Genomic DNA, 13,796 nt, shown 5'->3' with positions numbered 1-13,796 from the left:
GGGAGCACATTCAGATAATCCCCACAGATCCCCGCTGCGATACCGTTACACTGGCTTTGTTTTATTAGTAATGTGAATGTTTTGGAGTGAAAATGAACAAATTTGCGGCATTACTGGCGGCAGGGTTGCTGCTGTCCGGCTGTGTCTATAACAGTAAGGTGTCCACCGGCGCGGAACAGCTACAGCATCATCGTTTCGTGCTGACCAGCGTCAACGGCCAGGCGGTAAACGCTGGCGACCGGCCGCTGGAGCTGAGCTTCGGCGAGAAGATGGCTATTACCGGCAATATGTATGTTTCGGGCAATATGTGCAACGGCTTCAGCGGGGAAGGTAAGGTGTCGGACGGCGAGCTGAAGGTCAAATCGCTGGCGATGACCCGGATGCTGTGCCACGATGCCCAGCTTAATACCCTTGATGCGACCATTGGTAAGATGCTGCGCGAGGGCGCGCAGGTCGATCTGACGGAAAACCAGTTGACGCTGGCGACCGCCGACCAGACGCTGGTCTATAAGCTCGCCGACCTGATGCACTAGCCGGCGTTTTGAGCCCGCTGCGGGGCTGCCATTAATAGCCGCAGCTTCCGCCCGCCAGCGCCTGCTCGCTGCAGCGTTTACCGTTCGGCAGCGCGCACATGCCAATCGCTGAACCATCGAGCTGACGAGCCACCGATAACGAGCCGCCTATCATGGCGCAGTTGGCCTGACCGGCGTCGCTCATCGCCGCCCGCATTCCTGGCGTGACGTGCGCCGCCGTGGCCTGCTGAACGGGTTCACTACTGCACGCCGACAGCAACAGCGCCGCACATCCCACTAACATCGCAGCTCGCATTTTCTCTCCCCTCGGAAACGTCTTAAATAGCAAACCCAAGAATAATAGGCAGCGTGGCGCGCGGCGTCGAGAGGGGAAGTACGTATTTATGCGTCTCATTAACATTTTCTAGCAAATTTCTGCGTAAAGGTTGATCTGCACAGGGATACTCACCGGGCGATGGCTCGCCTTCACGTCCAGAAAAGCTACTTTCTCCGCGAACCGCGCAAAATATTGATCTGGTCACGGGTAGCCGTCGTATTGAGGACACAAATGCAAAAATGGCGGCGCCAACGGTTTGCTAAACTAGCTCTTATATAATTACAGGGCGCGTCGCGGTTTCACGCGTCCATTCTTTTGCGCAATGTAAGGGTGTCTTCATATGATTACGATTGATGGTAATGGCGCGGTCGCTTCCGTCGCGTTTCGCACCAGTGAAGTTATCGCCATCTACCCGATCACGCCCAGTTCAACGATGGCGGAACAGGCTGACGCCTGGGCCGGCAATGGGCTGAAAAACGTCTGGGGCGATGTGCCCCGCGTGGTCGAAATGCAGTCGGAGGCAGGCGCCATTGGCGCCGTACATGGCGCGCTGCAGACTGGCGCCCTCTCCACGTCCTTTACCTCATCGCAGGGCCTGCTGCTGATGATCCCCACGCTGTACAAACTGGCCGGCCAGCTGATGCCGTTTGTCCTGCACGTCGCCGCCCGCACTGTCGCCACCCACGCGCTGTCGATCTTCGGCGACCATTCCGATGTGATGGCGGTCCGTCAGACCGGGTGCGCAATGCTGTGCGCCAGCAGCGTTCAGGAAGCGCAGGATTTCGCGCTGATCTCACATATCGCCACCCTGCAAAGCCGGGTGCCGTTTATTCATTTCTTTGATGGTTTCCGCACTTCGCACGAAATCAACAAAATCGCCCCGCTGGCGGATGACACGATTCGCGCCCTGCTGCCGCAGGAGAAAATCGCTGAGCATCGCCAGCGCGCGCTCAATCCGGAACACCCGGTGATCCGCGGGACCTCCGCTAACCCTGACACCTACTTCCAGTCGCGGGAGGCCACCAACCCGTGGTACGACGCGGTTTATGATCATGTCGAGAAAGCGATGGATGACTTCGCCGCCGCCACCGGCCGCCAGTACAAACCGTTTGAGTTTTACGGCCATCCGCAGGCGGAACGCGTGATCGTCATTATGGGCTCGGCCATCGGCACCTGCGAAGAGGTGGTCGATGAACTGCTGAGCCGCGGCGAGAAAGTCGGCGTCCTGAAAGTGCGCCTCTATCGCCCATTCTCCGCCGCCCACCTGCTGGCAGCGCTGCCGGAGAGCGCCCGGGCGGTGGCGGTGCTGGATCGCACCAAAGAACCTGGCGCGCACGCGGAGCCACTGTATCTCGACGTGATGACCGCCCTGGCGGAAGCCTTTAACCGCGGCGAGCGCGAGACGCTGCCGCGGACCATCGGCGGCCGCTACGGTCTCTCTTCCAAGGAGTTCGGTCCGGAATGCGTGCTGGCGATATTCCATGAGCTGCAGGCCGCCCAGCCGAAGCCGCGCTTTACCGTCGGCATCTATGACGACGTGACCAACCTGTCGCTGCCGCTGGGCGAAAATACTCTGCCATCAGAGGCCAAGCTCGAAGCGCTGTTCTACGGCCTCGGCAGCGACGGCAGCGTGTCGGCCACCAAAAACAATATCAAAATCATCGGCAATTCCACCCCGTGGTTCTCCCAGGGGTACTTTGTCTATGACTCGAAGAAGGCGGGCGGCCTGACCGTCTCCCATCTGCGGGTCAGCGAAAAGCCGATTCGTTCTTCGTATCTGATTTCGCAGGCCGATTTCGTTGGCTGCCACCAGCTGCAGTTTATCGATAAATACCAGATGGCCGAGCGGCTGAAGCCCGGCGGCATTTTCCTGCTCAACACGCCGTACAGCGCCGATGAAGTCTGGTCCCGCCTGCCGCAGGAAGTGCAGGCCACCCTGAATCAGAAAAAAGCGCGTTTTTACGTGGTCAACGCGGCGAAGATCGCCCGCGAATGTAGCCTCGGGGCGCGCATTAATACCGTGATGCAGATGGCGTTCTTCCATCTGACTCACATCCTGCCTGGCGACAGCGCGCTGGCGGAACTGCAGGCGGCCATCGCCAAAAGCTACAGCAGCAAAGGCCAGGAGCTGGTGGAACGCAACTGGCAGGCGCTGGCCCTGGCCCGCGAATCGCTGGCGGAAGTGCCGCTGCAGCCGGTGAATGCCAACAGTCCGAACCGCCCGCCGGTGGTCTCCGACGCCGCGCCGGATTTCGTCAAAACGGTCACCGCCGCGATGCTGGCCGGTCTCGGCGATGCGCTGCCGGTCTCCGCCCTGCCGCCGGACGGCACCTGGCCCATGGGCACCACGCGCTGGGAGAAACGCAACATCGCCGAAGAGATCCCCATCTGGAAGGAAGCGCTATGTACCCAGTGCAACCACTGCGTCGCCGCCTGCCCGCACTCGGCGATCCGCGCCAAAGTGGTCGCACCGGAAGAGATGGAGAACGCCCCTGCCAGTCTGCACTCGCTGGACGTCAAGTCCCGCGATATGCGCGGGCAGAAATACGTACTGCAGGTCGCCCCGGAAGACTGCACCGGCTGCAACCTGTGCGTGGAAGTGTGCCCGGCAAAAGATCGCCAGAATCCGGAGATCAAGGCCATCAATATGATGTCCCGCCTGGAGCATGTGGAAGAGGAGAAAGTGAATTACGATTACTTCCTCAACCTGCCGGAAATCGACCGCAGCAAACTGGAGCGTATTGATATCCGCACTTCGCAGCTGATCAGCCCGCTGTTTGAATACTCCGGCGCCTGCTCCGGCTGTGGCGAAACGCCGTATATCAAACTGCTGACCCAGTTGTATGGCGACCGGATGCTGATTGCCAATGCCACCGGCTGCTCATCCATTTACGGCGGCAACCTGCCCTCGACCCCGTACACGACCGACGCCAACGGCCGCGGCCCGGCGTGGGCCAACTCGCTGTTTGAGGATAACGCTGAATTCGGGCTCGGCTTCCGCTTAACCGTCGATCAACATCGTCAGCGCGTGATGCGCCTGCTGAGCGAATTCGCCGACCAGCTGCCGGCAGAGCTGAACGCGGCGCTGCATGCCGAGGCGACGCCGGAAGCGCGCCGTGAACAGGTGGCGGCCCTGCGCCAGGCGCTGACCGGCGTGCAAGGCGCTGAAGAGCTGCTGACCGATGCCGACGCGCTGGTGGAGAAATCCGTCTGGCTGATCGGCGGCGACGGCTGGGCCTACGATATCGGCTTCGGCGGCCTGGATCATGTGCTGAGCCTGACGGAAAACGTCAACATTCTGGTGCTGGATACCCAGTGTTACTCCAACACCGGCGGCCAGGCGTCAAAAGCCACCCCGCTGGGGGCGGTCACTAAGTTTGGCGAGCACGGTAAACGCAAGGCACGCAAAGATCTTGGCGTCAGCATGATGATGTATGGTCATGTCTATGTGGCGCAGATTTCGCTGGGCGCGCAGCTGAACCAGACGGTGAAAGCGATTCAGGAAGCGGAAGCCTATCCGGGGCCGTCGCTGATCATCGCCTACAGTCCTTGCGAAGAGCATGGCTACGATCTGGCGCTCAGCCACGATCAAATGCGTCAGCTGACCGCCACCGGCTTCTGGCCGCTCTACCGCTTCGACCCACGTCGGGCGGAAGAAGGCAAGATCCCGCTGGCGCTGGACTCTCGCCCACCGTCAGACGCCCTGGCTGAGACGCTGCTCAATGAGCAACGCTTCCGTCGCCTGAATGCGCAGCAGCCGGAAGTGGCGGAGCAGCTGTGGAAAGATGCTGCCGCCGACCTGCAGAAGCGCTACGACTTCCTCGCCCAGCTGGCTGGCAAAGCGGAGAAATCAACGAGCGAGAGCTAAGGTTATTTTCCATCCCGCAGCCATAAAAAAAGCCCGAACATGAAGTTCGGGCTTGTCGTTTTACCGATAACAAAATCATTCCGCAGAATGAGACGGCAAATAAAAATGCTTGGCATGACAATAAAGGCATATAACGCTCGAATAATACGCGATCAAACTGACCATGTATAATTTTTATTTTGTATATTAGTTGAAGATGTATTCATCATAATTATCACCATTACTTCAGTATTATTTTATTTAGAATTTACTTATATCGTAACAATTGAGTCTTACCATATCTCAGACCGCTCCTTTAGCATGAGTTCACTTCCTTCCCGGAAGCTAAAACATAAAAACAGTTAAAGGAATTTCTTCATGAAAAGAAAAGTACTGGCCCTCGTTATTCCGGCTTTATTAGCCGCTGGCGCCGCACATGCGGCGGAAATTTATAATAAAGACGGAAATAAATTAGATGTCTATGGCAAGGTAGACGGTCTGCACTATTTCTCCAGCGACTCGAAAAAAGACGGCGACCAAACTTACGTTCGCTTTGGCTTTAAAGGCGAAACCCAGATCAACGATATGCTCACCGGTTACGGCCAGTGGGAATACAACGTTCAGGCCAACAATACCGAAAGCGCCGGCGATCAGGCGTGGACCCGTCTGGCCTTCGCCGGTATCAAAGTGGGCGATTACGGTTCCTTCGACTACGGTCGTAACTACGGCGTGCTGTACGACGTCGAAGGCTGGACCGATATGCTGCCGGAGTTCGGCGGCGACTCTTACACCTATGCGGATAACTTTATGGCAGGCCGCGCCAACGGCGTCGCGACCTACCGTAACAGCGACTTCTTCGGTCTGGTAGACGGTCTGAACTTCGCCCTGCAGTATCAGGGTAAAAACGAAGGCCAGAACGCCCAGGACATCAACGTCGGCACCAACAACCGCAGCAGCGACAGCGATGTTCGCTTTGACAACGGCGACGGTTTCGGTCTCTCTACCTCCTATAACTTCGGCATGGGCATCAGCGCGGCAGCGGCCTACACCTCATCTGACCGTACCAACGACCAGATGACCCAGACCAACGCCCGTGGCGATAAAGCTGAAGCCTGGACCGCTGGCCTGAAGTACGACGCCAACAATATCTACCTGGCGACCATGTACTCTGAAACCCGCAACATGACCCCTTACGGCAACGACGGCGTGGCCAACAAAACGCAAAACTTCGAAGTCACCGCTCAGTATCAGTTCGACTTTGGTCTGCGTCCGGCTATCTCCTATCTGCAGTCCAAAGGCAAAGATTTCTATAACACCGGCAGCTACGCCGATAAAGATCTGGTCAAATATATGGACGTCGGCGCCACCTATTACTTCAACCGTAATATGTCCACCTACGTTGATTACAAAATCAATCTGCTGGATGACAACGACAGCTTCTACAAAGACAACGGTATCTCTACCGACAACATCGTCGCGTTGGGCCTGGTTTACCAGTTCTGATGCGCCAGCCCGCCGGTTCCGGCGGGCTTTCTCTCTCTTTGCATCGCACCAGCTAAAACAAAACAATATATCCCACCGCTTAAAATAGCCGTCCATTTAGTGATATAGTCGTGCTCAGTCAGTGCCTGCCCGAGGACGTCCATCATGCATCATCACCCGGTAAAATCTTCCCGAATTATCTCTGTCGCCTATGATGACGCTTCCGCCACGCTGGAAATTTGTTTTTATCACCAGCCGCCGTTGCAATATACCGGCGTTCCACCGCGTATTTTTCGTGACTTTTTACAGGTGGTGTCAAAGGGTCGCTTTTATGACGGCGTGATAAAGGGAAAATTTCCCGAACACAAGTCACGTTAATGTCAAAGTGTGACTGCGGTCATGATACAAAACGTGCCATAATGCCGTACAATATGAGGGGATACTTAAACAGGAGGTTTTATGAGCAGAATGATTCTTGTCCCCATCGATATCTCTGATAAAGAATTTACTGAACGCATTATCAGTCACGTTGAATCGGAAGCGCGGATTGACGACGCTGAGGTCCATTTCCTCTCCGTTATCCCTTCCCTGCCTTATTATGCCTCACTGGGAATGGCCTATACCGCCGAACTGCCTGGTATGGATGAGCTGCGTGAAGGAACGGAAACGCAGCTTAAAGAACTCGCGAAACAGTTCTCTATCCCGGAAGATCGGAAACATTTTCACGTTGCCGAAGGATCGCCAAAAGATAAGATCCTGGCCCTCGCCAAGTCGCTACCCGCCGACCTGGTGATCATTGCTTCGCACCGGCCGGATATTACCACCTATCTGCTGGGCTCCAACGCCGCCGCGGTGGTCCGCCACGCCGAGTGCTCGGTGCTGGTCGTTCGCTAACGCCTCAGCCCGCCGCCCGGCGGGCTTTTTATTTTTACTTCTGCCCCTGCCCGCAGCGGAAAGTGCCGGAAAGATGCTGACATTCCGCCCCTGAATCCGTACCATACACGCCACGGTTGTCTGTCAGACCTCATTAATTGCTACGCGCCAGCGCCACGTTGTCCAGCGGCTGGCAGAACGCGTGCTCTTCTGATGCCACACTATGAATTGAGCCACTATTACATGCTGCAAAATCAAGAAATCAGTAAAAATGTACAACACCAATAAGTTGTGCCCCCTCCAACCAACTGAATTTATTTTATATTTACATACAGCCAGCCCCCACAGCGCCGGCCGCTGGTCCTGGTACCTGAATCCACCCGGGAATGAATGAGGCAGGCTATTCGAGGAAAAGAGGTGAATGAGATAATTGCAGATGGTGCGGTACCTGCTGATCATTTCACATGGCACCCCGTTTTCCGAGCGGTGGACAACGTTAGGAATCAGGGGGCGTAATTGATTGAGGCTATTAAAATCCAATAACCTGATAATACCCGCACTATGCTGAAAGCAGACCTTGGTGTTCTGCTTGCCTTTTGCTTCGGGAATGCCCTCAAAGCGCATAAGTTAAGGAAGTTGCTCAGGCTCCGAGGACATCTTTAGGGCTGGTTGATAAAAAATCAAAATTGTGAGCTACTTTCATCGATAATAAATTCAACGTAATAAAAAACCGCCGGCGCGAGTTTCAATCAGAAGTCATCTATTATCACGTTAAGATAGTTAAGATAACGCAACTGTACCGATCAGCTACTCTTTGAAACCAGGCTTGCCATTCCTGGCCCGCCATTCTTTCACTTCCTTAACAACCCTTTCCGGACTATCCTCTCGGCCCTTTGGAGGATAGAAAATTACATCAGAACCATCAGGGTGTTCAGTGATACGTTCAAACTCTAAAACATTTTGCACATCTTCATCTTCGGTTGTATTATCCGGATTAAATATCTTTTTCACAAAAGCTAAAAACTCAGATTCAGTGTAATCAGAAATGCTTTTTTTATTGTCCATCATTTACCACCATTGCTTAGTGAACTTCGACATGGCTTTTTGTGCATCATAACTCGCCAGTTCTCAATACCATACACATCACCGGTATTTTAATAGCTTTTGCGTGTTCTAATTCATGTTTAAGCCTTCCCCCGACATGCTCATTTTACGAATGAACGACCATGTTTCTTACTTGATACCCCCTAAGCTAGCTTGTCAAACCGCTCAGTTAGCTCAGTGGTATCAGAAACCGCCTTCCTGAAAGCTCTCCGAATGAATGAAAGTTCGAAAACTCACAGCCACGAAATTTTTCAGCAATCACACTGGGAACAGGAGAGCCTAACTCGTCTCCAGTTTTTTTTCAGCCAACCATGACTAACCTGCTCCCCTTAACCAGTGATTTTGCCAGGTAAATCTCTAGAGCTTGCCAACATAACATCACTTGGCTCGACTCCCATTGCAAGAGCATCAGGCTGCTAGATCTCTCAGTACACAAAATCCAGGTAGGCTAGCAGTATTTACGGTTGAGATGGACGAAATCTTATTGTTCCACGCGCAATGCCTGGCTTTCCGGGCTCATACTTGCATTTTCTCATTGCTGATCTTGTTTCTCTAAAAAAGATCTCAGCACCAGTTGTCTCAACAGAAGTTACTTCCCCTTTTTCATTTACTGAGGCAGCGTAATTTACAGTGCCACTAATCCGATTAGCCATGGCAGAAACTGGATAATAAGGATTAGGGCAACTTATCCGCACAGGCACCACTTCTTCTTTATTTTCTGCAGCAAGTGCCAAGTTTGATATAAGAACAGCGCAAACCAGAAGTAATGTTTTTTTCATAACGGATACCAATTGTTGTTTTCCTTATGTCTATAGATCTCTAATACGCCTTTTTCATGCAACGCCGGAGAATGCGGCTCCACTTCTACATCCCCGCTGGTATGGAGGGGATTATATATCACAGCCGGGTTAGCTGCGCGCTTTGCGTTCTGCGGGGGATTGAGGCATCGCCATTCTTCCGCAGGGCTACTCCTTCCCTATAACGCTTCCATTCACCTATATTCCATTAAAAAATGAGGAGTTTCGACTTATCATTTAGGGTCAAGTTAAGTAAACACCTCTCTTACAGCCAGATTTCCAATCTTATGTGAGACCCAAAACCCGGCACTGATTGCCGGGTATTTTATTGCTTCCCAGGTGCTTTTACGGTTTCTCACGCCCGGCACATCTCCGGCGAGTTACCTCTCACCAGCGCCTCAGCAAAAGGCCTCGGTATGGCATTAGCAGCAGGAAACCGGACGATACAATTGCTCGGCCCTGCCCTGGACGCGCTCAAAGCGCAGCATGAACTGACAGCTGGACATCCGGTCGCCACTATCACGTTTCACCACAGGGAATACGGCTCAAGCGAGGAACAGAATTTGCGACTTGTTTTCATGCCGCGGAGACGGAAAGGCGAGCAAAAACCCTGCTACTCGCACAGCAGCATAGGCAGCAGATGGGAAGCTGCAGTAAAACGCGCTGGCATTCGCCGCAGGAATCCGTACCATACGCGGCATACTTTTGCCTGCTGGCTCCTGACGGCTGGCGCAAACCCGTCTTTTATAGCCAATCAGATGGGGCATGAAAACGCGCAAATGGTGTACGACGTTTATAGTACATGGATAGAAGAAATGAACGGCGACCAGGTTTCTATGTTGAATTCCCGGCTTGGGCTTTAACACGTTTTGCCCCCTATATGCCCCTTTTAGATTTTGAGAATGTTAACAATGCAAGAAAATCAAGAACTTACAAAGAAAGAGAAATACAACATCGATAAGCTGCAGAAACGTCTGCGCCGCAACGTCGGTGAGGCGATCGCCGACTTCAATATGATTGAAGAGGGCGACCGCATTATGGTTTGTCTGTCAGGCGGCAAGGACAGCTATACCATGCTGGAGATCCTGCGTAACCTGCAGAAAAGCGCGCCCATCTCCTTCTCGCTGGTGGCGGTGAACCTCGACCAGAAACAGCCCGGGTTCCCGGAGCATATTCTGCCGGCGTATCTTGAGCAGCTGGGCGTTGAATACAAGATTGTCGAAGAGAATACCTACGGCATCGTCAAAGAGAAGATCCCGGAAGGAAAAACCACCTGCTCGCTCTGCTCTCGCCTGCGTCGCGGCATTCTCTACCGTACCGCCAGCGAACTCGGCGCCACCAAGATTGCCCTCGGCCATCATCGCGACGACATCCTGCAGACGCTGTTCCTGAATATGTTCTACGGCGGCAAAATGAAAGGGATGCCGCCGAAGCTGATGAGCGATGACGGCAAACACATCGTCATCCGCCCGCTGGCCTACTGCCGCGAAAAGGACATCGAGCGCTTCTCCCAGGCCAAGGGCTTCCCGATCATTCCTTGCAACCTGTGCGGTTCGCAGCCTAACCTGCAGCGCCAGGTGATCGCCGATATGCTTCGCGACTGGGATAAGCGTTATCCGGGACGCATTGAAACCATGTTTAGCGCAATGCAGAACGTGGTGCCTTCGCACTTGAGCGACGTTAATCTGTTTGATTTTAAAGGCATCACCCACGGCTCCGAGGTGGTGGACGGCGGCGATTTAGCGTTTGACAGGGAAGAGATTCCCCTGCAGCCCGCCGGCTGGCAGCCGGAGGAAGAGGACGCCCGGTTGGATGAGCTGCGTCTGAACGTAGTGGAAGTGAAGTAACCCGCAAGCGTCTCAGGCCGCCGCCTGAGACGCGCTATTCTGCCCTTACTTCAGCAGTCGTACGCGGCAGGCTTTGCCTTTGATCTTGCCGTTTTGTAACTGCTTATACGCCTTCTGCGCCATATTCTGGCGGATCGCCACATAGACGTGGGCCGGGTGGACGGTAATTTTGCCGATATCGGCGCCATCAAATCCCATATCACCGGTCAACGCCCCCAGCACATCCCCCGGGCGCATTTTCGCCTTTTTTCCACCGTCGATGCACAGCGTCGCCATCTCCGCCGTCAGCGGCGTGATAGCGTTGCCCGCCGGCGCCGGCAGCCAGTTGAGGGATAACTGCAGCATGTCGGCCAGAATGGTGGCGCGCTGCGCCTCTTCCGGCGCGCAGAAGCTGATAGCCAGGCCTTGTTCGCCGGCGCGGGCGGTACGGCCGATGCGGTGCACATGCACTTCCGGATCCCAGGCCAGCTCGAAGTTCACCACCAGCGCGAGAGATTTGATGTCCAGGCCGCGGGCAGCGACATCGGTCGCCACCAGAACCCGGACGCTGCCGTTCGCGAAGCGCACCAGCGTTTGATCGCGGTCGCGCTGCTCGAGGTCACCGTGCAGCGATAATGCGCTCTGCCCGGCGGCGTTGAGCGCATCGCAGACCGCCTGGCAATCGCGCTTGGTATTGCAGAACACCACGCAGGACGCCGGCTGATGCTGGCTGAGCAGACGCTGGAGCAGCGCAATCTTGCCGTGGCGGGAAACTTCAAAGAACTGCTGTTCGATAGCCGGTAACGCATCGACGCTGTCAATCTCAATCGTTTCCGGATGACGCTGCACCCGGCCGCTGATCGCCGCGATTGCCGCAGGCCAGGTGGCGGAAAACAGCAGCGTCTGCCGGTCAGCCGGCGCGAAGCGGATCACCTCGTCGATGGCGTCGCTGAAGCCCATGTCGAGCATGCGGTCCGCTTCATCCATCACCAGGGTCTGCAGCACGTCGAGAGAGACCGTCCCCTTCTGCAGATGATCGAGCAGACGGCCCGGAGTGGCGACGATAATATGCGGGGCGTGCTGCAGTGAATCGCGCTGGGCGCCAAACGGCTGCCCGCCGCAGAGCATCAAAATCTTGATGTTCGGCAGGCAGCGCGCCAGACGGCGCAGCTCGCCGGCAACCTGATCGGCCAGTTCGCGGGTCGGACACAGCACCAGCGACTGGGTCTCAAAGCGCGACGGATCGATATGCTGCAGCAGACCCAGCCCGAAGGCGGCCGTTTTTCCGCTGCCGGTTTTTGCCTGCACGCGCACATCTTTCCCCGCGAGGATCGCCGGCAGGGCGGCGGCCTGAACCGGCGTCATCGACAGATAACCCAGCTCGTTAAGGTTGGCTAATTGGGCGGCAGGTAAAACAGTCAGGGTAGAAAAAGCGGTCACAATGTATTCTCGTATTAAAGGACAGACGATCTGCAGGCGCGTATCCTCGCAGATCTCCGCGCCTGATGCGACAATTTAATCGGCTCTTCATCAGGCGGCGGATCGGGCTGCGGCTGCGGACGCGGTCGTGGATCGGGTAAAGGAACCGGATCGTTCGGCTCGGGCGAGATGGGGATAGACTGGGCTGTCAGCCCTGAAGCGTAATGCATAGTGGCCTCCCGGAAAGTGATACGGGCGTACCCGCAGGCGTAAACGGCCTGAAGACCGTCGGGTGTCTTAGTAAGCGTAGAAGCTGGTCAGGAGAGCGCAAAAAAAAGCCGACTCAACAAAGTCGGCGTCGTACGAATCAATTGTGCTATGCAGTAATTCAAAAAAGGAAGTAAGACAATATGGAGCGCAACGCCCATCGCTTGACGTTGCATTCACCTGCGAGAGAGATATTGCCCTGAATGGGTAGAGGGTTTATTGATTTCGCTCAAACATTGCCGGGTTTTCCCGGCATCGTCGCTGCTAAAAGGCGATTCTTTACAACCATTTACTGCGATGTAACCACCATGCAACACCACCGATGACAACGACTAACATCAGGCAGAAGAGGCTAAACCCCAGATGCCAGCTGTTGCCAGGGATCCCGCCGAGGTTGACGCCGAACAGGCCAGTTAAAAAGGTGCTGGGCAGAAACACCATCGCCATCAAGGACATCGTATAGGTCCGCCGCGCCAGCGACTCCTGCATAATCTGGGCGATCTCATCGCTCATGATCGCCGTGCGGGCGATGCAGCTGTCGATCTCATCCAGCCCGCGCCCCAGCCGCTCGGCGATATCCTGCATCCGCCGCCGCTGATCGTCGCTCATCCACGGCAGGCGCTCGCTGGCCAGCCGGGCGTAAACATCGCGCTGCGGCGCCATATACCGGCGCATCACGATCAGCTGTTTACGCAGCAGGGCAAGGAAACCGCGCGGCGGCACCTGCTGATCGAGCAGGTCGTCTTCGAGGTCGATTATTCGGTCGTGCAGTTGTTCAATAAACTCACTGGCATGATCGGTCAGCGCGTCGCAGACTTCCACCAGCCAGCTGCCGCAGTCCGTCGGCCCATTGCCCTCCTTCAGGTCACCCAGCACATCGTCGAGCGCCAGCACTTTGCGCTGACGAGTGGAGACGATCAGCCGCTCATCCATATAGAGACGCATCGCCACCAGCTGGTCTGGGCGTTCATCGGTGCTGCCGTTGATGCAGCGCAGGGTGATCAGCGCCCCGTCGCCGATCCGCGTTACCCGTGGTCGGGTGCTCTCGCCTGCCAGGGCATCGCGCACGTTATTGGGCAGTAGCGGGGTGGCCGCCAGCCAGTCGGCGCTGTCGCTATGGGTATAGTTGAGATGCAGCCAGCAGGGCTTCTCTTTGTCGATAATATCGTTATCGGCGAGCGGCTTCACGCCCCCCTGCCCGTCGAGCACCCACGCGAAGATCGCGTCCGGTATCTGCAACTCCGAGCCTTTAATCGCGTCCACTCAACCTCCGTTAATCCATGCCTGTCACATTTCACGCACTCTGTATAAGGTACGCGAAAGCGCGCTTTT

General features: G+C 55.5%; 13 protein-coding genes and 3 pseudogenes. 8 read left to right on the top strand and 8 right to left on the bottom strand.

Translation table 11 applies throughout. The features are described 5' to 3' along the window. Window positions 1–92 precede the first annotated feature (92 nt). Window positions 93–533, top strand: coding sequence for a heat shock protein HslJ (gene hslJ, locus ACLEXF_RS02230; RefSeq protein ID WP_004204013.1), 441 nt, complete (start codon window positions 93–95; stop codon window positions 531–533). 31 nt (window positions 534–564) lie between these two features. Here hslJ and ACLEXF_RS02225 read toward each other — a convergent pair whose 3' ends face one another. Continuing rightward, entirely contained in the window at window positions 565–828 is a 264-nt protein-coding gene (locus ACLEXF_RS02225) for a putative hemolysin (protein WP_004140155.1), read from the bottom strand. Between the two features lie 361 nt (window positions 829–1,189). Here ACLEXF_RS02225 and nifJ point away from each other — a divergent pair, with 361 nt between their 5' ends. Together nifJ and ompK37 are read left to right on the top strand one after the other, a co-directional pair. Then, window positions 1,190–4,717, top strand: a complete 3,528-nt coding sequence (nifJ, locus tag ACLEXF_RS02220) for a pyruvate:ferredoxin (flavodoxin) oxidoreductase (protein ID WP_203558909.1) — start codon at window positions 1,190–1,192, stop codon at window positions 4,715–4,717. A gap of 357 nt (window positions 4,718–5,074) precedes the next feature. Beyond that, window positions 5,075–6,199 carry a porin OmpK37 gene (gene ompK37 / locus ACLEXF_RS02215; RefSeq protein WP_407259828.1) on the top strand — a complete coding sequence of 375 codons (1,125 nt, stop codon included), beginning with the start codon at window positions 5,075–5,077 and terminating at the stop codon, window positions 6,197–6,199. Here the strand turns inward: ompK37 and ACLEXF_RS02210 are convergent. Then, window positions 6,187–6,345 (bottom strand): hypothetical protein, encoded by a 159-nt coding sequence (locus ACLEXF_RS02210; protein ID WP_153245201.1) that lies wholly within the window; start codon window positions 6,343–6,345, stop codon window positions 6,187–6,189. The genes ompK37 and ACLEXF_RS02210 overlap by 13 nt on opposite strands. Between ACLEXF_RS02210 and ACLEXF_RS02205 the strand changes: the two genes are divergently transcribed. The 3 genes and pseudogenes from ACLEXF_RS02205 to ACLEXF_RS02195 form a co-directional block, all read left to right on the top strand. Then, the gene (locus ACLEXF_RS02205) at window positions 6,344–6,556 is read left to right on the top strand and encodes a KTSC domain-containing protein (RefSeq protein ID WP_004203998.1); all 213 of its coding nucleotides are present in this window, start codon (window positions 6,344–6,346) and stop codon (window positions 6,554–6,556) included. The two genes, ACLEXF_RS02210 and ACLEXF_RS02205, sit on opposite strands and share 2 nt — an antisense overlap. 81 nt (window positions 6,557–6,637) lie before the next feature. After that, complete coding sequence (uspF, locus tag ACLEXF_RS02200; RefSeq protein ID WP_017898748.1) at window positions 6,638–7,072, top strand: universal stress protein UspF; 435 nt, start codon at window positions 6,638–6,640, stop codon at window positions 7,070–7,072. Window positions 7,073–7,399: 327 nt separating this feature from the next. Further along, a pseudogene (locus ACLEXF_RS02195) lies at window positions 7,400–7,567 on the top strand (SOS response-associated peptidase); the annotation flags it as partial. Window positions 7,568–7,858: 291 nt separating this feature from the next. Here ACLEXF_RS02195 and ACLEXF_RS02190 read toward each other — a convergent pair. From ACLEXF_RS02190 to ACLEXF_RS02180, 3 genes and pseudogenes are all read right to left on the bottom strand, one after another. Continuing rightward, the gene (locus ACLEXF_RS02190) at window positions 7,859–8,119 is read right to left on the bottom strand and encodes a bacteriocin immunity protein (protein ID WP_004203992.1); all 261 of its coding nucleotides are present in this window, start codon (window positions 8,117–8,119) and stop codon (window positions 7,859–7,861) included. Window positions 8,120–8,324: 205 nt separating this feature from the next. Further along, a pseudogene (locus ACLEXF_RS02185) lies at window positions 8,325–8,441 on the bottom strand (hypothetical protein); the annotation flags it as partial. 172 nt (window positions 8,442–8,613) lie between these two features. After that, window positions 8,614–8,934 (bottom strand): TonB family protein, encoded by a 321-nt coding sequence (locus ACLEXF_RS02180; RefSeq protein WP_071996700.1) that lies wholly within the window; start codon window positions 8,932–8,934, stop codon window positions 8,614–8,616. 446 nt (window positions 8,935–9,380) lie between these two features. Here ACLEXF_RS02180 and ACLEXF_RS02175 point away from each other — a divergent pair. Beyond that, a pseudogene (locus tag ACLEXF_RS02175) lies at window positions 9,381–9,815 on the top strand (tyrosine-type recombinase/integrase); the annotation flags it as partial. Between the two features lie 48 nt (window positions 9,816–9,863). Further along, a complete protein-coding gene (gene ttcA / locus ACLEXF_RS02170) occupies window positions 9,864–10,799 on the top strand; it encodes a tRNA 2-thiocytidine(32) synthetase TtcA (RefSeq protein WP_023289425.1) in 936 nt (311 codons plus the stop codon). A 45-nt stretch (window positions 10,800–10,844) separates the two neighbouring features. On the opposite strand, the gene dbpA is transcribed toward ttcA, so the two are convergent. The 3 genes from dbpA to zntB form a co-directional block, all read right to left on the bottom strand. Then, window positions 10,845–12,218: an ATP-dependent RNA helicase DbpA gene (gene dbpA / locus ACLEXF_RS02165; RefSeq protein WP_203558910.1), complete on the bottom strand. Its 1,374-nt coding sequence runs from the start codon at window positions 12,216–12,218 to the stop codon at window positions 10,845–10,847. Window positions 12,219–12,232: 14 nt separating this feature from the next. Next, a complete protein-coding gene (locus ACLEXF_RS02160; protein WP_369707506.1) occupies window positions 12,233–12,409 on the bottom strand; it encodes a hypothetical protein in 177 nt (58 codons plus the stop codon). A gap of 334 nt (window positions 12,410–12,743) precedes the next feature. Continuing rightward, window positions 12,744–13,727 carry a zinc transporter ZntB gene (zntB, locus tag ACLEXF_RS02155; protein WP_004203984.1) on the bottom strand — a complete coding sequence of 328 codons (984 nt, stop codon included), beginning with the start codon at window positions 13,725–13,727 and terminating at the stop codon, window positions 12,744–12,746. Window positions 13,728–13,796 lie beyond the last annotated feature (69 nt).

This window comes from Klebsiella pneumoniae complex sp. WS1778 (genome assembly GCF_049472055.1).
GTDB classification, from domain to species: Bacteria; Pseudomonadota; Gammaproteobacteria; order Enterobacterales; family Enterobacteriaceae; genus Klebsiella; species Klebsiella quasipneumoniae.
Note: the sequence above shows the minus strand (reverse complement) of the source record. Positions and strands in the feature narration are given on the sequence as shown.

Excerpts from the sequence above, each read along its gene's own strand:
- nifJ (WP_203558909.1), top strand. The coding sequence starts at position 1,190 with ATGATTACGATTGATGGTAATGGCGCGGTCGCTTCCGTCGCGTTTCGC.
- ACLEXF_RS02205 (WP_004203998.1), top strand. The coding sequence starts at position 6,344 with ATGCATCATCACCCGGTAAAATCTTCCCGAATTATCTCTGTCGCCTAT.
- ACLEXF_RS02210 (WP_153245201.1), bottom strand. The coding sequence starts at position 6,345 with ATGATGGACGTCCTCGGGCAGGCACTGACTGAGCACGACTATATCACT.
- uspF (WP_017898748.1), top strand. The coding sequence starts at position 6,638 with ATGAGCAGAATGATTCTTGTCCCCATCGATATCTCTGATAAAGAATTT.
- ACLEXF_RS02225 (WP_004140155.1), bottom strand. The coding sequence starts at position 828 with ATGCGAGCTGCGATGTTAGTGGGATGTGCGGCGCTGTTGCTGTCGGCG.
- hslJ (WP_004204013.1), top strand. The coding sequence starts at position 93 with ATGAACAAATTTGCGGCATTACTGGCGGCAGGGTTGCTGCTGTCCGGC.
- ACLEXF_RS02190 (WP_004203992.1), bottom strand. The coding sequence starts at position 8,119 with ATGATGGACAATAAAAAAAGCATTTCTGATTACACTGAATCTGAGTTT.
- ttcA (WP_023289425.1), top strand. The coding sequence starts at position 9,864 with ATGCAAGAAAATCAAGAACTTACAAAGAAAGAGAAATACAACATCGAT.
- ompK37 (WP_407259828.1), top strand. The coding sequence starts at position 5,075 with ATGAAAAGAAAAGTACTGGCCCTCGTTATTCCGGCTTTATTAGCCGCT.
- ACLEXF_RS02180 (WP_071996700.1), bottom strand. The coding sequence starts at position 8,934 with ATGAAAAAAACATTACTTCTGGTTTGCGCTGTTCTTATATCAAACTTG.